At 70.7% G+C, this 17,564-nt stretch carries 16 protein-coding genes; 11 read left to right on the plus strand and 5 right to left on the minus strand.

Features of this window, described 5'->3' with window-relative positions; translation table 11 throughout:
- The first annotated feature begins 18 nt into the window (after positions 1 to 18).
- Positions 19 to 1,068, plus strand: a complete 1,050-nt coding sequence (locus IEX18_RS05195) for a glycoside hydrolase family 43 protein (RefSeq protein WP_229664368.1) — start codon at positions 19 to 21, stop codon at positions 1,066 to 1,068.
- A 155-nt stretch (positions 1,069 to 1,223) separates the two neighbouring features.
- Here IEX18_RS05195 and IEX18_RS05200 read toward each other — a convergent pair whose 3' ends face one another.
- Positions 1,224 to 2,234: a polyprenyl synthetase family protein gene (locus IEX18_RS05200; RefSeq protein WP_188657604.1), complete on the minus strand. Its 1,011-nt coding sequence runs from the start codon at positions 2,232 to 2,234 to the stop codon at positions 1,224 to 1,226.
- A 107-nt stretch (positions 2,235 to 2,341) separates the two neighbouring features.
- Here IEX18_RS05200 and IEX18_RS05205 point away from each other — a divergent pair, with 107 nt between their 5' ends.
- Both IEX18_RS05205 and IEX18_RS05210 read left to right on the plus strand, forming a co-directional pair.
- A complete protein-coding gene (locus tag IEX18_RS05205) occupies positions 2,342 to 2,635 on the plus strand; it encodes a chorismate mutase (RefSeq protein WP_188657605.1) in 294 nt (97 codons plus the stop codon).
- Positions 2,632 to 3,294 (plus strand): nucleoside/nucleotide kinase family protein, encoded by a 663-nt coding sequence (locus IEX18_RS05210; protein WP_188657606.1) that lies wholly within the window; start codon positions 2,632 to 2,634, stop codon positions 3,292 to 3,294. Before IEX18_RS05205 ends, IEX18_RS05210 begins: the two co-directional genes overlap by 4 nt.
- Positions 3,295 to 3,309: 15 nt before the next feature.
- Here IEX18_RS05210 and acs read toward each other — a convergent pair whose 3' ends face one another.
- Positions 3,310 to 5,235, minus strand: coding sequence for an acetate--CoA ligase (gene acs, locus IEX18_RS05215; protein WP_188657607.1), 1,926 nt, complete (start codon positions 5,233 to 5,235; stop codon positions 3,310 to 3,312).
- Positions 5,236 to 5,371: 136 nt separating this feature from the next.
- Between acs and IEX18_RS05220 the strand changes: the two genes are divergently transcribed.
- Positions 5,372 to 7,420, plus strand: coding sequence for a carbon starvation CstA family protein (locus IEX18_RS05220; RefSeq protein WP_308419319.1), 2,049 nt, complete (start codon positions 5,372 to 5,374; stop codon positions 7,418 to 7,420).
- Complete coding sequence (locus tag IEX18_RS05225) at positions 7,417 to 7,596, plus strand: YbdD/YjiX family protein (RefSeq protein ID WP_188657609.1); 180 nt, start codon at positions 7,417 to 7,419, stop codon at positions 7,594 to 7,596. Before IEX18_RS05220 ends, IEX18_RS05225 begins: the two co-directional genes overlap by 4 nt.
- A 115-nt stretch (positions 7,597 to 7,711) precedes the next feature.
- Here IEX18_RS05225 and IEX18_RS05230 read toward each other — a convergent pair whose 3' ends face one another.
- A complete protein-coding gene (locus IEX18_RS05230) occupies positions 7,712 to 8,731 on the minus strand; it encodes a LacI family DNA-binding transcriptional regulator (RefSeq protein WP_188657610.1) in 1,020 nt (339 codons plus the stop codon).
- Between the two features lie 132 nt (positions 8,732 to 8,863).
- On the minus strand, positions 8,864 to 10,639 hold the full coding sequence (locus IEX18_RS05235) for a glycoside hydrolase family 15 protein (RefSeq protein WP_229664369.1): 1,776 nt from the start codon (positions 10,637 to 10,639) through the stop codon (positions 8,864 to 8,866).
- A 161-nt stretch (positions 10,640 to 10,800) separates the two neighbouring features.
- Here IEX18_RS05235 and IEX18_RS05240 point away from each other — a divergent pair, with 161 nt between their 5' ends.
- The gene (locus tag IEX18_RS05240; protein WP_188657611.1) at positions 10,801 to 11,934 is read left to right on the plus strand and encodes a Gfo/Idh/MocA family protein; all 1,134 of its coding nucleotides are present in this window, start codon (positions 10,801 to 10,803) and stop codon (positions 11,932 to 11,934) included.
- A gap of 127 nt (positions 11,935 to 12,061) precedes the next feature.
- On the opposite strand, the gene IEX18_RS05245 is transcribed toward IEX18_RS05240, so the two are convergent.
- The gene (locus IEX18_RS05245; RefSeq protein ID WP_229664370.1) at positions 12,062 to 12,640 is read right to left on the minus strand and encodes a TlpA family protein disulfide reductase; all 579 of its coding nucleotides are present in this window, start codon (positions 12,638 to 12,640) and stop codon (positions 12,062 to 12,064) included.
- 16 nt (positions 12,641 to 12,656) lie between these two features.
- Here IEX18_RS05245 and argH point away from each other — a divergent pair, with 16 nt between their 5' ends.
- The 5 genes from argH to IEX18_RS05275 are packed head-to-tail and all read left to right on the plus strand — an operon-like array spanning position 12,657 to position 17,521.
- Complete coding sequence (gene argH / locus IEX18_RS05250) at positions 12,657 to 14,033, plus strand: argininosuccinate lyase (protein WP_188657858.1); 1,377 nt, start codon at positions 12,657 to 12,659, stop codon at positions 14,031 to 14,033.
- Positions 14,030 to 14,272, plus strand: coding sequence for a hypothetical protein (locus IEX18_RS05255; protein WP_188657613.1), 243 nt, complete (start codon positions 14,030 to 14,032; stop codon positions 14,270 to 14,272). Before argH ends, IEX18_RS05255 begins: the two co-directional genes overlap by 4 nt.
- A 17-nt stretch (positions 14,273 to 14,289) precedes the next feature.
- Positions 14,290 to 15,552 carry a diaminopimelate decarboxylase gene (gene lysA / locus IEX18_RS05260; protein ID WP_188657614.1) on the plus strand — a complete coding sequence of 421 codons (1,263 nt, stop codon included), beginning with the start codon at positions 14,290 to 14,292 and terminating at the stop codon, positions 15,550 to 15,552.
- Positions 15,549 to 16,571 (plus strand): precorrin-2 dehydrogenase/sirohydrochlorin ferrochelatase family protein, encoded by a 1,023-nt coding sequence (locus tag IEX18_RS05270; RefSeq protein ID WP_229664371.1) that lies wholly within the window; start codon positions 15,549 to 15,551, stop codon positions 16,569 to 16,571. The genes lysA and IEX18_RS05270 overlap by 4 nt, the downstream gene beginning before the upstream one ends.
- Complete coding sequence (locus IEX18_RS05275) at positions 16,568 to 17,521, plus strand: CorA family divalent cation transporter (protein ID WP_188657615.1); 954 nt, start codon at positions 16,568 to 16,570, stop codon at positions 17,519 to 17,521. The genes IEX18_RS05270 and IEX18_RS05275 overlap by 4 nt, the downstream gene beginning before the upstream one ends.
- Positions 17,522 to 17,564 lie beyond the last annotated feature (43 nt).

Genomic DNA, 17,564 nt, shown 5'->3' on the forward strand with positions numbered 1-17,564 from the left:
GCTTTGGGGGAAAGACGGATGATCGTGCGGACGCTGATGCTCGGCCTGATGCTGGGATTGACGCCCCTCGCCGCGGCGGCAAAGCCGGCCACCGCGCCGTCACCCGCGAATGCGCCGCTGACCATGCCCGACATGCCGCTCCACGATCCCTGGATCGTCGCGGACGCCGCGACCGGCACCTATCATCTCTTCACCACCAATCAGAAGAGCATGACCGGCGACGCGCGGCTCGGGATCATGGCCTATACCAGCCGAGACCTGAAGCACTGGACCCGGCCGCATGTCGTCTTCGCCCTGCCGCCCGGCGGCTGGGCCAATGACGGGGCCTGGGCGCCGGAGGTGCATCGCTGGCGCGGCCGCTGGTACCTGTTCTCGACCTATTACAACGAGGCGGCGAAGCTCCCCAGGCAAGGCGTACGCCAGCCGGTCCGGCGCAGCACCACGCTGGCGGTGGCGGACCGGCTCGACGGGCCCTTCATGCCGGTGCGCGATAACGAACCGCTGGTCGAGGCGGCGCGGATGACGCTCGACGGCTCGCTCTATACCGACCGGCAGGGCAAGCCCTGGCTCGTCTATGCGCATGAATGGGTGCAGATCGGCGATGGCACGATCGAGGCGATGCCGCTCACCGACGCGCTCGCCGCCGCCGGACCGCCGCGCATCCTCTTCCACGCCTCCGACGCGCCCTGGGCCAAGGGCAACCGCCAGCCCGACGGCAGCGCCGACTATGTCACCGACGGGCCGGAGCTGTTCCGCACGAAGACGGGTACGCTGCTGATGCTCTGGTCGAGCTATGATCGCGACGGCTATGTCCAGGGTCTCGCGCGGTCGCGATCGGGTGAGCTCGCCGGCCCCTGGGAGCAGCTTCCCCCGCTGCTCCGCGCCGACAGCGGCCATGGGATGCTGTTCCGCCGCTTCGACGGTGCGCTGACGATGGTCGTCCACCGTCCCTTCGAGAATGCCCGCGGCAAGCTCTATGCAATGCGCGACCTCGGCGACCGGGTGGAACTGGTGCGCGAAATGACGGAGCTGGACGGCGAGACGAAGCCGGTGCCGGCGGCGCGGTAGCGCCTGATCGCTTGGCCAGAACCGTCGCCCCAGCGCAGGCTGGGGCCTCCTGCGGCTCTTGCTGCGCGTCGCAACTGGAAGATCCCAGCCTTTGCTGGGATGACGCCGTGTTCAGTCTGGATGGATCATCGTCTGCGGAATCGCGCGTCACCTGATCAGTAGGCCCGCGCCACCGCGAACTCGACCGCCTCGACCATCGCCGCCTTGGCCGCGCCGTCGGGGAAGCCGGCGATCGCGTCGATCGCCCGCTGGCCGTAATGGCGGGCGCGGGCGAGCGTGTCGTCGACGGCGCGGCTGCGCTGGACCAGCTCGACCGCATGGGCGAAGTCGGCGTCGCTGTCGCGCCGGCCCTCCACCGCGTCCTTCCAGAACTGCCGCTCCTCGGGGGTGCCGCGAGCATGGGCGAGGATGACCGGCAGCGTCATCTTGCCCTCGCGGAAATCGTCGCCCGCATCCTTCCCCATCGTCCCCGCGTCCGAGACATAGTCGATCGCGTCGTCGACCAGCTGGAAGGCGATGCCGAGATTGCGGCCATAGGCGTCGAGCGCGGTCTCCTCCGCCTCGGGCCGTTCGGCCACCACCGCGGCGATGCGGCAGGCGGCGGCGAAGAGCGCGGCGGTCTTGGCGCCGATGATGTCGAGATAGCGGTCCTCGCCCAGGTCGACCCGGCGCGCCGCGGTCAGCTGGTTCACCTCTCCCTCGGCGATCACCGCGCTGGCATTGGACAGGATCTTCAGCACCTTGAGGCTGCCGTCCTCGACCATCAGCTCGAAGCTGCGGCTGAACAGGAAGTCGCCGACCAGGACGCTGGCGGGATTGCCCCAGATGATGTTCGCGGTGCGCCGTCCGCGACGCAGGTCCGATCCGTCGACGACGTCGTCGTGGAGCAGCGTGGCGGTGTGGATGAACTCGACCGCCGCCGCCAGCCGGTGGTGGCGCGTGCCGGTATAGCCGATCAGCCGCGCGCTCGCGAGCGTCAGCATCGGCCGCATCCGCTTGCCGCCGCCAGCGATCAGATGCCCGGCCAGTTCGGGGATCAGCGGGATCTGCGACTGCATCCGGTCGAGGATCACGGCGTTGACCGCGTTCATGTCGCCCGCGACCAGCGCGAGCATCGGATCGAGCGAGGGCGCAGCCTTGCGCAGGCGATGGACGGTCGCGGTCATCGCCGATCCGCTTGGCCGCTCGCGCGCGCGAACGCAACCCTTGGTGCGGCCCTTGCGATGCGCGCGCGCGCGCCGCAAAGGGCGGCGGCCCAAGCAGGAGTCTCCGCATGACCGATCCGCGCCCGACCGAACAGATCCTGGCCGGCTATCGCCAGTCGATCGACAATATCGACGCGGCGCTGGTCCATATGCTCGCCGAGCGATTCAAGGTGACGCAGGCGGTCGGCCGCTACAAGGCCGAGGCGGGGCTGCCCGCCGCCGATCCGGGCCGCGAGGAGCGGCAGATCGCGCGGCTGCGCCGGCTGGCGGAAGAGGCGCAGCTCGACCCCGAATTCTCGGAGAAGTTCCTGCGGTTCATCATCGACGAGGTGATCCGCCACCATCAGCAGATGCAGGCGTGAGCGGCTTCCTCCTCGCCATCGAGGGCGGCGACGGCGCGGGCAAGGCGACCGCGGCGGCGGAGGTCGCGGCCCGGCTCAATGCGGCCGGGCGCACGGCGACGGTCCTCTCCTTCCCCCGCTATGCCGACACGCTGGGCGGCCATATGCTGGGCGAGTATCTGGGCGGACGCCTGCCCCATGCCGCCTCGCCGCGCGCGGCGGCGGTGCTCTACGCACTCGACCGGTTCGAGTCGGCGGCGGTGATCGCAGAGGCTGCGGCGCAGCATGACGTCGTCGTGTTCGACCGGTATATCGCCTCGAACATGGCCTATCAGGCGGCGCAGGCCGCGCCGGGCGACGCGCGCGAGGTAATGGGGTGGATCGCGCGGCTGGAGATCGAGCAGTTCGGCCTGCCGCTGCCCGATTTGTCCGTCTATCTCGACACGCCGGTGGAGATCGCCCGCGGGCTGATCCTGCGCAAGCGGCGGCGCAGCTATACCGACGCGGCGCTCGACACCTATGAGGCGGACGTGGCGCTTCAGGTCCGCGTCCGCGACAATTATGCGGCGATGGCCCGCGAAGGCCTGCTCGGCCGCTGGGCGACATTGCCCACCGTCACCGCCGGCGCGCTCCGCCCCCCTCGCGAGATCGCCGCGGCGATCGTGGCGCTGGTGGAATAGGACGCGGCGGGGCCGCTATCCCACCCGTTCCCTGACCAGCGTCTCGACCACCGCCGGATCGGCCAGGGTCGAGACATCGCCCAGATTGCCCGTGTCGCCCTCGGCGATCTTGCGCAGGATCCGCCGCATGATCTTGCCCGAGCGGGTCTTGGGCAAGGCGGGAGCGAACTGGATCGCGTCGGGCGAGGCGATCGGGCCGATCTCGCTGCGCACCCACTGGCGCAGCTCGCCGCGCAGGCCGTCGCTCGGCTCCTCGCCGGCGTTGAGCGTCACATAGGCGTAGATGCCCTGCCCCTTCACCTCATGCGGCATGCCGACCACCGCCGCCTCGGCGACCTTGGCATGGGCGACCAGCGCCGACTCGACCTCGGCAGTGCCCATGCGATGGCCCGACACGTTGATCACGTCGTCGACGCGGCCGGTGATCCAGTAATAGCCGTCGGCATCGCGGCGGCAGCCGTCGCCGGTGAAATATTTGCCCGGATAGGTTGAGAAATAGGTCTGGAAGAACCGCGCATGGTCGTTCCACACCGTGCGCATCTGTCCGGGCCAGCTGTCGGCGATCACCAGATTGCCTTCGGTCGCGCCCTCCAGCACCCGTCCTTCCGCATCGACCAGCTGGGGCAGCACGCCGGGCAGCGGCCTGGTCGCCGATCCCGGCTTCAGGTCGGTGGCGTACGGCAGCGGCGCGATCAGGATGCCGCCGGTTTCAGTCTGCCACCAGGTGTCGACGATCGGGCAGCGCCGTTCGCCGACGACGCGATGGTACCAGTCCCAGGCCTCCGGATTGATCGGCTCCCCGACCGAGCCGAGCAGGCGAAGCGAGCTGCGGTCGTGGCGTTCGACCCAGCTGTCGCCCTCGCGCATCAGCGCGCGGATCGCCGTCGGCGCGGTGTAGAAGAGGGTGACGCCCAGCCGCGCGATCGTCTCCCAGAAGCGGCCGTGATCGGGATAGTTGGGGACGCCGTCGAACATCACCGTCGTCGCACCGTTAAGGAGCGGGCCGTAGACGACATAGCTGTGGCCGGTGACCCAGCCGACATCGGCGGTGCACCAGAAGACATCGCCCTCGCGCCAGTCGAACACGTCGCGGAAGGTCGTGGCGGCCCAGACGCCATAGCCGCCGGTGGTGTGGAGCACGCCCTTGGGCTTGCCGGTCGAGCCGGAGGTGTAGAGGATGAAGAGCGGGTCCTCCGCACCGACCGGTTCGGGCGCGCAGTCCGACGCGGCGGCCGCCATCGCCGCGTCGTACGGCACGTCGCGGCCCTCGGTCATGGGCACCTCGGCGCCGGTGCGGCGGACGACGATCACCGTCTCGACCGAAGGGCAGTGCGCGAGCGCCTTGTCGACATTGGCCTTGAGCGGCACGCGCTTGCCGCCGCGGCACCCCTCATCGGCGGTGACCACGAGGCGGGAGTCGCAGTCCTGGATGCGGTTGGCGAGGCTGTCGGGCGAGAAGCCGCCGAACACCACGGAATGGATCGCGCCGATCCGCGCGCAGGCGAGCATCGCCACCGCCGCCTCGACGATCATCGGCAGGTAGAGCGTCACGCGATCGCCCTTGCGCACGCCATGGTCCTTCAGGACGTTGGCGAAGCGGCAGACCAGCGCGTGGAGCTCGCGATAGGTCACCCGGGCGCCGTCGCCCGGCTCATCCCCCTCCCAGACGATCGCGACTTGGTCTCCGCGCGTTGCGAGGTGCCGGTCGAGGCAGTTGGCCGACAGGTTGACCGTGCCGTCGCCATACCAGCGGATGCGGAAATCGGCTTCGGCGAACGACGTGTCCTTGACCGTGGTGAAGGGCCGTGCCCAGTCGAGGCATCCGGCCGCCTCGCGCCAATAGCCCTCCGGATCCCGCGCCGCCGCGGCGTAGCGCCGGTCATATTCGGCCGCGTCGATGCTGCCGGGCCGCGGCCGGGCCGGATAGATGGGGTCGGTCATGCTCTCTCCTGCAAACGCGTGGGGGCGCGTTGTCTCCGGCGCATTGCACCGGCTGCGGGGGTGCGCGTCAACCCGCCTCTTGGCCGCGCGGCGCGATCGGGCCATGCTGGCGGCACGCCGACGGGAGAGAGGACGAGTGACCAGACACCTGCCATGGATCGCGCTGGCGCTCGCCGGCGCCGCCTGTCTCGCGGTGGTGGCCGGCGCCCGGGGCGAGCCGGTCAACGCCTTGTGGATCGTCGCCGCGGCGGTCTCGGTCTATCTCGTCGCCTATCGCTATTATGCCCGGTTCCTGGCGCGCGCGGTCGCCGGCATCGACCCGGCCCGGCCGACCCCCGCGGTGCGGCGCGCGGACGGGCTCGACTATGTCGCGACCGACCGGCGCGTATTGTTCGGCCACCATTTCGCGGCGATCGCCGGGGCGGGGCCGCTGGTCGGTCCGGTGCTGGCCGCGCAGATGGGCTATCTTCCCGGCACGCTCTGGATCCTGGCCGGCGTGGTGCTGGCGGGTGCGGTGCAGGACTTCATGATCCTGTTCATCTCGATGCGCCGCGACGGGCGGTCGCTGGGCGAGCTGATCCGGATGGAGATGGGCGCGGTCGCGGGTACGATCGCGCTGGTCGGCGCCTTCGCAATCATGGTCATCATCCTGGCGGTGCTGGCGCTGATCGTCGTGCGCGCGCTGGCGGAAAGCCCCTGGGGTCTGTTCACCGTCGCCGCGACGGTGCCGCTCGCCATGCTGATGGGCGCCTATACCCGCTGGCTGCGTCCCGGCGCGATCCGGGAGGTATCGCTGATCGGCTTCGCCGGGCTGATCGCGGCGATCGTGCTCGGCCAGTCGGTGGCGCGGAGCGCGACGCTGGCGCCGCTCTTCACCTTCACGCCCGTCCAGCTCTGCTTCGGCCTGATCGCCTATGGCGCGATCGCCTCGGTCCTGCCGGTCTGGCTGCTGCTCGCGCCGCGCGACTATCTGTCGACCTTCCTCAAGATCGGGGCGATCGCCGCGCTGGCGGTCGGCATCGTCGTGATGGCGCCGCCGCTGCGCATGCCCGCGCTGACGCCGTTCGCCGCCAGCGGCGCGGGACCGGTCTGGGCGGGGCCGCTGTTCCCCTTCCTGTTCATCACCATCGCCTGCGGCGCGGTCTCCGGCTTCCACGCGCTGATCGCCAGCGGCACCACCCCGAAGCTGATCGCGAGCGAAGCGGACGCGCCGTTCATCGGCTATGGCGCGATGCTGATGGAGAGCGCGGTGGCGATCATGGCGCTGGTCGCCGCCTCGATCCTCGACCCCGGCATCTATTTCGCGATGAACGCCCCCGCCGCGGTGCTCGGCACCGATCCGGCGAGCGCGGCGGCCGCGGTGACCGCGATGGGCTTTCCGCTGGCGCCCGAGACGCTGGCCCGGACCGCCCACGAGGTCGGCGAGGCGACGATCATCAGCCGCACCGGCGGCGCGCCCACGCTGGCGGTGGCGATGGCGGAGATCTTCAGCCATGTCGCCGGTGGCACGGCGATGAAGGCCTTCTGGTACCATTTCGCCATCCTGTTCGAGGCCCTGTTCATCCTGACCGCGGTCGATGCCGGCACGCGCGCGGGGCGGTTCATGCTCCAGGACCTGGTCGGGCTGGCCGTGCCACGGTTCCGCGAGGGCAAGGGCGCGGCGGGGCTGCTGGCCACCGCGCTCTGCGTCGGGGCCTGGGGCTTCTTCCTCTATCAGGGCGTCACCGATCCCCTCGGCGGGGTGAACACGCTGTGGCCGCTGTTCGGCATCTCCAACCAGATGCTCGCCGCGGTGGCGCTGATGCTGGCGACGGCCGTGCTGTTCCGCATGAAGCGCCAGCGCTTCGCCTGGGCGACGATCCTGCCCGCGGCCTGGCTGGTGCTGTGCACCGGCACGGCCGGCCTGATGAAGCTATTCCACCCCGATCCGAAGATCGGCTTCCTCGCCCATGCCCGCCGCTTCGCCGAGGCGGCCGCGCGCGGCGAACTGTTGCCGCCCGCCAGGTCGGTCGCGGACATGGGACGGATCGTGATGAACGACCGGATCGATGCGGGCCTGTGCGCGCTGTTCCTCGCCGTCGTCGCGGCGATCCTGGTCTATACGGTGCGCACCTGCCGCGCGGCGCTGCGCACCGACCGGCCCACCGCCAGCGAGGTGCCGCCGGCGATGGTGCCCGTCGCATGAGCCTGTTCGCCCGCCTGGCCGAGACCGCGCGGCTGATGGTCGGCCTGCCCGATTACGACGCCTATCGCGCGCATCTCGCCGCGCATCATCCCGAGCGGCGGCCGATGACCCGTGCCGAATTCTTCCGCGACCGCCAGCAGGCCCGCTATGGCGGCGGCGGTGGCCGGTGTTGCTGACCCCCATCGTGGCGGAGGTGGCGCCATGACCCCTGCAACGGAGCGTTGAGAGCGCCACGGCAGCGGCCGGTCCCGTCGCCGGCAACCCGCTCGAGGAACCGTTCCAAAGTCCCGATCAGCCCGAATCTCGCTCCACCAGGACCGGCTCCATGATCACCGACGGCGTATCCTCGCCCGCGATCCGCCGGAACAGCGCGGCGACCATCGCGCGCGTGCCGCCGGCGATGTCCTGCCGCACCGTGGTGATCCGCGGCATCGCCTGGCTGGCGAGCGGCAGATCGTCATAGCCGATCACCGGGAGATCGTCCGGCACCCGCCGCCCGCGATCGGCCAGCACCCGCATCGTGGTCAGGGCGATGACGTCGGATGCGGCGGCGATGCCGTCGATCCGGTCCAGCACCCGGTCGAGATGGCCGGCGATTTCCTGCTCCATCACGTCCGAGGCGAGATGGGTGTCGAGCTGCAGCGGCGGCTCCAGCCCCGCGGCGGCCACAACCGCCGACACGCCGTCCCAGCGCTGCCGGATTTCGGGCGTGCGGGTTTCGCCGAGAAAGGCGATGCGCTTCGCTCCCCGCGCCAGCAGTCGCGCCCCCGCCAGTCGCCCGCCCGCGACATTGTCCGTGCCGACCGCGCAATGGACCTGGCCGGGCAGCTGGCTGCCCCAGGCGACCAGCGGGCGGTACCGCCGGGCGACGCGCTCGATGGCGGCATGCTGATCCGACTGGCCAATCAGCATCACCCCGTCCAGCATCCCCGAATCGACGATCCGCTCCAGCCAGTCCTCGGCATCGGGGATCACCCGCGACAGCATCACGTCATAGCCGTTCTCGGTCAGCGCATCGGCCAGATGACCGAGCACGGTCATGAAGAAGGGGTCGGACAGATGCTGGCGCCGCTCATGGCCGAGCGGCACGACGATCCCGATCACCCCGGTCCGGCGGGTGCGCAGGCGGCTCGCCATCTGGTTGGGACGGAAGCCGTGCTCGGTGGCGAGTGCGGTGATCCGCTCGCGCGTCTCGGCATTGACCAGCGCCTTGCCGGCCAGCGCGCGCGACACGGTGCCCGCGGACACGCCCGCGAGCCGCGCCAGATCGGCCAGCGTGCGCACGCGCGAAGTGGGTTCGGTCGAGGCCATGTCGGTCAGGTACCTGGATCGGGGAAGGCGGCGGGACGACGCTCCCGCCGGCGATCATGGGGGATTATGCCGCTTTCGGTCGCTGATCCAGATTAGTCGTCGATCGGCTTTGCCGCGGCTGTGGCGCGGGCCTCACAGCGCATCGCCGCGCAAGGTCGCGATCGCCTGGATGATCGCCAGATGCGTCAGCCCCTGCGGTGTGTTGCCGAGAAAGCCGTGGGTGTCGGGATCGATCATCTCGGCATAGGTGCCCACACCGCGCCCGTCGAGCACCTCCATCGCGTGGGCGAACATCGCCCGGGCCGCGTCGTGCTGGCCGAGCAGCGCGCGGGCTTCCACCATCCAGAAGGTGCAGGCGACGAAACAACCCTCCTCGCGCTCCACCCCGCCATAGCGATAATGGAAGCCGCCGCGCCCCAAATCGCGCTCGATCGCGTCGAGGGTACGCGCCAGCCGCTCGGTACCGTCGAAGCGGAAGCGGACCGCCAGTGCCAGCGAGGCGTCGAGACAGGGGGCATCGGGATACATCAGATAGGCGCCCCGCGCCTCCGACCAGCAATGCTCGTCGATCCAGGCGGCGATCCGGTCGCGCTCGCGCGACCAGCGTTCGCGGCAGGTGGCCGGCATCTGCCCCGCATCGACCAGCTCGATCGCCCTCTGAAGCGCCTGCCAGCAGCTGATCTTCGACATGGTATAGTGCTGCGGCGTGTCCAGTTCCCAGATGCCGGCGTCCTTCAGGCGCCAGCGGTCCGCGCACTGGTCGGCGAGGTGCGACAGCGTCTCGGCGCTCGCCGGGTCGAGGATGTTGCCGCAGGCGACGAACCGGCCCGCCGTCTCGAAGATGTCGCCATAGATGCCGTGCTGATGCTGGCCGCCGGCGATATTGCCCATCACCACCGGCTGCGAGCCCCGATAGCCCGGCAGATCCACCGCCTGCGGCGGCGGCACCGCCCGGCCCCCTACCGTGTAGCAGACCCGCGGCTCGCCATCGCCCAGCCGCTTCAGCAGCCAGGTCAGCGCGGCCTTCGCCTCGCCCCAGGCGCCGATCCGCAGAAAGGCCTTGATCGTATAGCCGGCGTCGCGGATCCACGCATAGCGATAGTCCCAGTTCTTCTTGCCGCCGATCCCCTCGGGCAGCGAGCTGGTCGGCGCGGCGACGATCGCGCCGGTCGGCGAGTAGAGAAGCAGCTTGAGCGCCAGTGCGCTCCGCACCATCGCGTCGCGCCATTCGCCGTCGCAGCGCAGCCGCGTGCACCATTGCCGCCATTCCTCGTCGGACAGGTCGATGCGCCGGTCGATATCCTCGATCGGCGGCACCACCAGCGGCTCCGCCTCGCCCGCGACGATCGCGATCGTCGCCTGCTCGCCCGCACGCAGCGACACGGTCGCGCGGATCGCCGTATCGTCCATGGTCTCGACCCTGACATTGTCGGTGCGAAGGAACAGGCCCAGCACCTCGCCGACATGGAACAGGTCGTGATGCCCGGCGCGCTGGAGATAGGGGTTCACCGTGTCCCAGCGGCGGCTGAAGCGCAGCTCGACGGCCAGCGTCACCGCCCCCTCGGTGCAGGCGACACGCCGCGCCAGCTCGGCCCAGGGCAGGCGCCCCGCCGTGCCGCTGTTCAGCGATTCGGTCAGCACGACCCGGCCCTGATCGGTGGTGAAGCTGGTCTCCAGCACGTTGCTGTCGTCGCGATAGCGGCGGGTCACGCGGAACGGCGCGTCCGGCGCGATGGCGAAGCGACCGCCCTCCTCCGCGCTCAGCAGCCGGTCGAACAGCGGCGCCGAGTCCATGTTGGGGACGCACCACCAGTCGATCGATCCGTCCGCGCCGCTTAGCGCCACCGCCCGCCCGTCGCCGAGCGCGCCATATTCCTCGAGCGGCAGATATCCGTCGGCGTCGCGCACCGCGCCGCATTGCTGATGGGGGGAGGAAGGCACGGCGGGCGGGAACTCCAGGGGAGAAAACTGATCCGCGTCAAACGCGGGATCGGAAACAAGGGTGCAGCAGCGGGAGACAAGCGCCGCGCCGCGCGTTGCCCCGCCTGACCTGAATCAGGAGAGTTTCGATGAGCATCGCGTCCGCCTTCGGCTTCGGCGACAGCCGCAAAGTCCGCTACGCCGTCGTCGGCCTTGGGGACATTTCCCAGTCGGCGATGATGCCGGGGATCGACCATACGGGCAATTCGAAGCTGGTCGCGCTGGTCAGCGGCGACAAGACCAAGGGCCATGCCGTCGCCAAGCGCTGGGGCGTGTCCGACGTCTATTCCTACGACGACTACGGCGCGCTGCTCGCGTCGGGGACGATCGACGCGGTCTATATCGGCACGCCCAACTGGCGTCATGCCGAGTTCGCCATCCCCGCGCTGAAGGCCGGCATCCATGTGCTGTGCGAGAAGCCGCTGGAGGTGTCGAGCGAGGCAGGTCAGGCGATGGTCGCCGCGGCGAAGGAGGGCAAGGCGAAGCTGATGACCGCCTATCGCCTGCATTTCGAGCCGGCGACGCTCGATGCGATCGCCCGGATCCGCGACGGCGAGCTGGGCCAGCTGGTCGGCTTCACCTCCTGTTTCGGCCAGATGGCGGATCCGGCCAACCATCGCGTCAAGAACGGGATCGAGGCCGGCCCGATCTTCGACATGGCCCCCTATCCGATCAACGCCGCCCGCTACCTGTTCGGCGACGAGCCGCTCGAGGTCGTCTCGGCGGTCGGCACGCGCCATCCCGAATCGGGCTTCCCACAGGACTTCGACGACACGGTCGCCGTGACGCTGCGGTTCTCCGGCGGTCGGCTCGCCCAGTTCACCGTCTCCTATTTCATGAACGACGTCGATGCCTACACGATCGCCGGCACCAAGGGATCGATCAATATGAGCCCGGGTTTCGGATGGCAGTCGGCGCTCGAGCAGCACCGCGTGATCGGCACGGACAAGACGCACGAAGCGTTTCGCCAGACCGATCATTTCGGCGGGCAGATGCGCTATTTCTCCGAATGCATCCTCGAGGATCGCGATCCCGAACCCGATGGCGAGGAGGGGCTGGCCGACCTGCGCGTGATCGAGGGGATCGTGCAGGCGCTCCAGACCGGCCAGCCGCAGAAGCTGCCGCCCTTCGCGCGCCTGCGCCGTATCGACCCGGCCCAGGTGGAGACGCTGAAGCACGTCAAGTCGCCCGAGCCGATCGGCGCCTCCTCACCCACGCGGTGAGGGGGGCGCTCGGCGCGGGTTCTTCTCCTCGGATCCGGCCGTTGAAAGCGGCGCGGCCGCCGTCGCGGCCGCGCACACCGGCGTCACCCGGCACGACGCGAGGTCGCCTGCGCCCGAGGCGTGCCTCCTAGCCCAGTACCTTCGCCAGCGCCGCGGTGGCCGTCGTCCCCGTCCAGTCGAGATCGCCGACCGTCCGCCACACCTCCTTGCCCTGGGCATCGTAGAGGATGCTGGTCGGCAGGTTGCTCGCCACCGCGGGCACCCACGCCATCTTGGGATCGGTATAGGGCTTGAGCGTGCGGAAGTTGCGCGCGGCGAAGAAGGGCGGGACCTTGGCCGGGTCCATGTCCTGGCTGAGCGTGACGACGTGCAGCCGCGCCGCCTCCTTCGTCGCCAGCGCGTCGAGCGTCGGCAGTTCCTTGACGCAGGGTCCGCACCAGGTCGCCCACAGGTTGAGCAGCACCGGCTTGCCGCGGAAGGCGGCCAGCGTCACCGGCTTGCCCGCGGGGTCGACGAAGCCGAGCGTCGGGGCCGCCTCGCCGGCATGGCTGGTATCGAGCCCGCCGCCGCGCGGCGCGGCGGGCGCGGGCGCGGCCTCGTCGGGGCTGGCGGCGACCGCCTCATTGGCTTGCCCCGCGGGGGGCGAGGCCTTATCGCCGCACGCGGCCAGAAGAATGGCCGACAGCAGGACGATCGACACGCGCATGAATACCTCCAATGCCATGTGGGGCGGGCGGTTCGCCGAAGGACCATCGGCGGTGATGCGCGAGATTAACGCCTCGCTGCCGTTCGACAAGCGCATGTGGCAACAGGATATCGCCGGGTCGAAGGCGCATGTCGCGATGCTCGGCCGCCAGGGCATCGTCGCCGAGGCCGACGCGGCCGCGATCGCGGCGGGCCTCGACGGCGTCGCGGCCGGCTATGCCGCCGACGGCGTCCCCGACGACCTCGCCCTCGAAGACATCCACATGCTGACCGAGGCGCGGCTGGCCGAGGCGATCGGTCCGGCCGCGGGGCGGCTCCACACGGCGCGCAGCCGCAACGACCAGGTCGCGACCGATTTCCGCCTCTGGGTGCGCGATGCGATCGACCAGACGCTGGCGGCGCTCGACGCCTTCCGCAGCGCGCTGCTGTCGCGTGCGGACGAGCATGCCGATGCGGTGATGCCCGGCTTCACCCATCTGCAATCGGCGCAGCCGGTCACGCTCGGCCATCACCTGATGGCCTATGTCGAGATGGCGAGCCGCGACGTCTCGCGCTTCCGCGACGCACGGGCGCGGATGAACCTCTGTCCGCTCGGCTCGGCGGCGCTGGCGGGAACGGGTTTTCCGATCGACCGGCATGCGACCGCCGCGGCGCTCGGCTTCGACGGACCGACCCGCAACAGCCTGGATGCGGTGTCCGATCGCGACTTCGCGATCGATTATCTCGCTGCGGCGGCGCAATGCGCGCTGCACCTGTCGCGGCTGGCGGAGGAGTTCGTCCTCTGGGCCTCGCAGCCCTTCGGCTTCGTCGCACTGTCCGACCAGTGGTCGACCGGCAGCAGCATCATGCCGCAGAAGCGCAACCCCGACGCGGCCGAGTTGGTGCGCGGCCATGCCGGGCGGATCACCGGCTGCCTCGTGTCGCTGATGGTGACGATGAAGGGGCTGCCGCTCGCCTATTCGAAGGACATGCAGGACGACAAGCCGCCGGTCTTCGAGTGCCACGACCTGCTCGGCCTGTCGATCGCGGCGATGACCGGCATGGTCGAGAGCGCGACCTTCCGGACCGACCGGATGCGCGCGCTGGCGGAAAGCGGCTTCGCCACCGCGACCGATCTGGCCGACTGGCTGGTGCGCGAGGCGGGACTGCCCTTCCGCGAGGCGCATCACGTCACCGGCCGCGCCGTGGCGCGGGCCGAGGCGCTGGGGGTGGGTCTGGACCGGCTGCCGCTCGCCGACCTGCAGGCGATCCATCCCGCCATCACCGAGGCGGTCTACGACGTCTTGTCGGTCGATGCCTCGGTGGCGAGCCGGACCAGCTTCGGCGGCACCGCGCCGGCCAATGTCCGCGCCGCGATCGCTGCCGCGCGGGCCACGCTGGAGGCCAAGGCATGAAACGCGCGCCGCTGCTGATCGCGCTCGCCCTGCCGCTGACCGGCTGCGGCGCGGCCGCGGGGCTGGAGCCGCGCGAGGGCCAGTCGCTGCCGGTCGCGCCGCGCGGCGCGGTCGCCACCCCCACGCCGGGCGAGCTGCTCACCCCCACGGTGCAGCAGCGCCCGCAGCGCAGCGACGAGCTGCTGCGCAATTCCGAGGAACGGCGCAGCGACGAGTTCGACCTGCCGCCGCAAGGATAAGGCTTTCAGGCTGAGCCATGGATCATTTCGACTATCGCGACGGCACGCTGCACGTCGAGGACGTGCCGATGACGGCCATCGCCGAGGCGGTGGGCACCCCTGTCTACGTCTATTCCGCCGCCACCTTCCGCCGTCATGCGCGCGCGTTTCGCGACGGGCTCGCCGGGGTCGCGCGCAAGCATCTCGCCTATGCGATCAAGGCCAATCCCAATCTCGCGGTGCTCCGCGTCCTGGCTGACGAAGGCTATGGCGCCGACGTCGTCTCGGTCGGCGAGATGAAGCGCGCGCTGGCCGCGGGGATCGCGGCGGCCGACATCGTCTTCTCCGGCGTCGGCAAGACTCGCGCCGAGCTGGCCGCTGCGCTGGAGGCCGGGATCGGCCAGTTCAACCTCGAGCTGGAGGAAGAGGGCGTCGTCCTCGCCGCGCTCGCCGCCGAGCGCGGGCTGGTCGCGCCCGCGGTGCTGCGCGTCAATCCGGACGTCGATGCCGGCACCCACGCCAAGATCTCGACCGGGCGCAAGGAGAACAAGTTCGGCGTCCCGATCGACCAGGCTCCGGCGATGTTCGACCGGCTCGCCGGCCTGCCGGGGCTGAACCTGCGCGGGGTCGCGATCCATATCGGCAGCCAGCTGCTCGACCTCGCCCCGCTGGAGGCGGCCTATCACCGCATCGGTGCGCTCGTGGCCGAGCTGCGCGCCGCCGGTCACACGATCAGCCATGTCGATCTGGGCGGCGGACTGGGCGTGCCCTACAAGGCGGGCGACGTGCCCCCCAGCCCCGCCGACTATGGCGCGATGGTCGCCCGCGTGACGAAGGGATGGGACGCCGAGCTGATGTTCGAGCCCGGCCGCGTCATCGCCGGCAATGCGGGCGTGCTGCTGACCGAGGTCATCTGGGTCAAGCCGGGCGTGACCCACCCCTATGTCATCGTCGATGCGGCGATGAACGACCTGGCGCGGCCGGCGCTCTACGATGCCTGGCACGACTTCGTCGCGGTGCGCCCGACCGGCGAACGGATGACCGCCAACATCGCCGGGCCGGTCTGCGAGACCGGCGACACCTTCGCCCTGAAGCGCGAGATCGACGCGGTGGAGAGCGGCGACCTCGCGGTATTCCGCACCGCGGGCGCTTACGGCGCGACCATGGCCTCGACCTATAACAGCCGCCCGCTGGTCCCCGAGGTGCTGGTCGACGGCGACCGCTTCGCCGTCGTCGCCGACCGCGTCGCCGCCGAAGCCCTGATCGCCGCCGAGCGCGTGCCGGAGTGGCTGGCGAAATGACCCTGCACAGCCTGCCGCTGTTCGTGCGGCTGGCTGGCAGGCCGGTGATCCTGATCGGCACGGGCGAAGCCGCCGACGCCAAGCGCCGCCTGCTGGAGCGCGCAGGCGCGGTAGTGGTGGAGGAGCACGGCTGCCCCCTTCCCTTCGGGGGTGGGGCGTCGCCGCAAGCGCCGCGGTCTGAGGAGGCGCTTCGCCCCGGCGCCCATCCGAAGGAGACCATCGCGAAAGCGGAGGCCCCGCCTCAACCGCACCGTCACCCCGGACTTGTCCCGGGGTCCACCATTCCGCAAGCCCAAATGCCTGATGCTGTGCCGACCGGTGGATGCCGGAACGAGTCCGGCATGACGGATGTACCGCCCCCCCCTCCCCTGGAGGCGACCGCCGCCCTCGCCATCGTCGCGCTGGAGGATGAGGACGAGGCTCTCGCCGCCGTCGCCCGGCTGAAGGCGCGCGGGATCCTCGTCAACGCGGTCGACCGGCCGGCGCTGTGCGACTTCACCCTCCCCGCGATCGTCGACCGCGCGCCGGTGCTGATCGCGATCGGCACGGGCGGCGTCTCGGCCGGGTTGGCGGCGGCGCTGCGCCAGCGGCTGGAGCTGCTGCTGCCCGCCTCGCTCGGCCGGCTGGCGGAGGCACTGCAGGCCGCGCGGGACGGACTGCGCGCCCGCTGGCCCGATGGCGGCGCCCGGCGGCGCGCGATCGGCGCCGCATTGTCGGCGGGCGGGCCGCTCGACCCGCTGGCGCTGCCCGATGGTCCGATCGAACCGCTGGCCCGCATGGCCGGCACCGCGGGCAGCGAGGCGGTCGTCATCCCCCTGCGCTCGTCCGACCCCGACGATCTCACGCTGCGCCAAGCCCGGTGGCTGGCGGCGGCGGACCGGGTGGTGCATGACGGGCGCGCGCCCGCCGCGATCCTCGATCGTGCGCGGGCGGACGCCGCGCGGCTCGTCGCCGATCCTCCCTATCCCCTGCCCGGTGCCGACTGGCCGGGCCTGTCCGTGTATCTGGAATTGTCATGAAGGCGATCTGCTTCCACATCGACCATGGCCGCGCGCGCGAGGTGCCGCTGGAGGCGGCCCTGCAATCCGGCCCCGACCTGGCCTGGATCCATCTGAACGGCATCGACGACGAGACGCGGACCTGGCTGCACGAGACCGCGGCGCTCGACGATTATGTCGTCGACGCACTGACCGCGACCGAGACGCGCCCGCGCTGCGAGGCGTTCGGCGACGGTGCCTTCGTCAACCTGCGCGGCCGGGCCAAGGAAGAGCTCGACGGATCGGACATCCTGGCTTCGGTACGGCTGTGGGGCACGCGTGGGCGGGTCTTCTCGGTGGTGCGCAATCCGCTCGTCGCGGTCGGCATGGTCAAGGCGGAGGTGGCGGCGGGCCATGTCCACGATCCCGGCGACCTGTTCACCGCCTTCGCCGCCGCGATCACCGCCGATCTCGATCCCGATGTCGCCGATCTGGGCGACCAGCTCGACACCTGCGAGGAGCGGCTCGACTCGACCCAGATCTTCGAGCTGCGCCGCACCGTCAGCCGCACCCGGATCACCGCCATCTCCTATCGCCGCTTCCTGGCGCCGCAGCGCACCGCGTTGGAGAAGCTGGCCGCGCTGCCCGGCGACTGGCTGGCGGACGACGACCGGCTGCACATTTCCGCCGCCGCGGATCGCGCCGCGCGCATGGCCGAAGAGCTCGAATCGATCCGCGAGCGCGCCGCGCTGATCCACGAAACGCTGTCGGACCTGCGGGCCGAGCAGATCGACCGGCGCGCGCTGGTGATCTCGATCGTCGCGATGGTGTTCCTGCCGCTGACCTTCATCACCGGCCTGTACGGCATGAACGTCAAGGGCCTGCCCTATGCGGAAGAGCCCTGGGCGTTCGACGCGATCTTCGGCGGCTGCGCGGCGATCGCGGCGGGCGTCGTGATCTACTTCGTCCGACGCCACTGGTTCAGCCGGTAGAAGCCCGCGCCCGAGGCATCCGGCCCCTGCCTTCCTGGCGAAG

The sequence above is a fragment of the Sphingomonas metalli genome, assembly GCF_014641735.1.
GTDB classification, from domain to species: Bacteria; Pseudomonadota; Alphaproteobacteria; order Sphingomonadales; family Sphingomonadaceae; genus Sphingomonas; species Sphingomonas metalli.

Bases quoted from the DNA above. Each gene is read 5' to 3' on its own strand.
- IEX18_RS05195 (WP_229664368.1), top strand. From the start codon at position 19: ATGATCGTGCGGACGCTGATGCTCGGCCTGATGCTGGGATTGACGCCC.
- IEX18_RS05200 (WP_188657604.1), bottom strand. From the start codon at position 2,234: ATGACCGCGACCGTCCATCGCCTGCGCAAGGCTGCGCCCTCGCTCGAT.
- IEX18_RS05205 (WP_188657605.1), top strand. From the start codon at position 2,342: ATGACCGATCCGCGCCCGACCGAACAGATCCTGGCCGGCTATCGCCAG.
- acs (WP_188657607.1), bottom strand. From the start codon at position 5,235: ATGACCGACCCCATCTATCCGGCCCGGCCGCGGCCCGGCAGCATCGAC.
- IEX18_RS05225 (WP_188657609.1), top strand. From the start codon at position 7,417: ATGAGCCTGTTCGCCCGCCTGGCCGAGACCGCGCGGCTGATGGTCGGC.
- IEX18_RS05230 (WP_188657610.1), bottom strand. From the start codon at position 8,731: ATGGCCTCGACCGAACCCACTTCGCGCGTGCGCACGCTGGCCGATCTG.
- IEX18_RS05240 (WP_188657611.1), top strand. From the start codon at position 10,801: ATGAGCATCGCGTCCGCCTTCGGCTTCGGCGACAGCCGCAAAGTCCGC.
- IEX18_RS05245 (WP_229664370.1), bottom strand. From the start codon at position 12,640: ATGCGCGTGTCGATCGTCCTGCTGTCGGCCATTCTTCTGGCCGCGTGC.
- argH (WP_188657858.1), top strand. From the start codon at position 12,657: ATGTGGGGCGGGCGGTTCGCCGAAGGACCATCGGCGGTGATGCGCGAG.
- IEX18_RS05255 (WP_188657613.1), top strand. From the start codon at position 14,030: ATGAAACGCGCGCCGCTGCTGATCGCGCTCGCCCTGCCGCTGACCGGC.
- lysA (WP_188657614.1), top strand. From the start codon at position 14,290: ATGGATCATTTCGACTATCGCGACGGCACGCTGCACGTCGAGGACGTG.
- IEX18_RS05270 (WP_229664371.1), top strand. From the start codon at position 15,549: ATGACCCTGCACAGCCTGCCGCTGTTCGTGCGGCTGGCTGGCAGGCCG.
- IEX18_RS05275 (WP_188657615.1), top strand. From the start codon at position 16,568: ATGAAGGCGATCTGCTTCCACATCGACCATGGCCGCGCGCGCGAGGTG.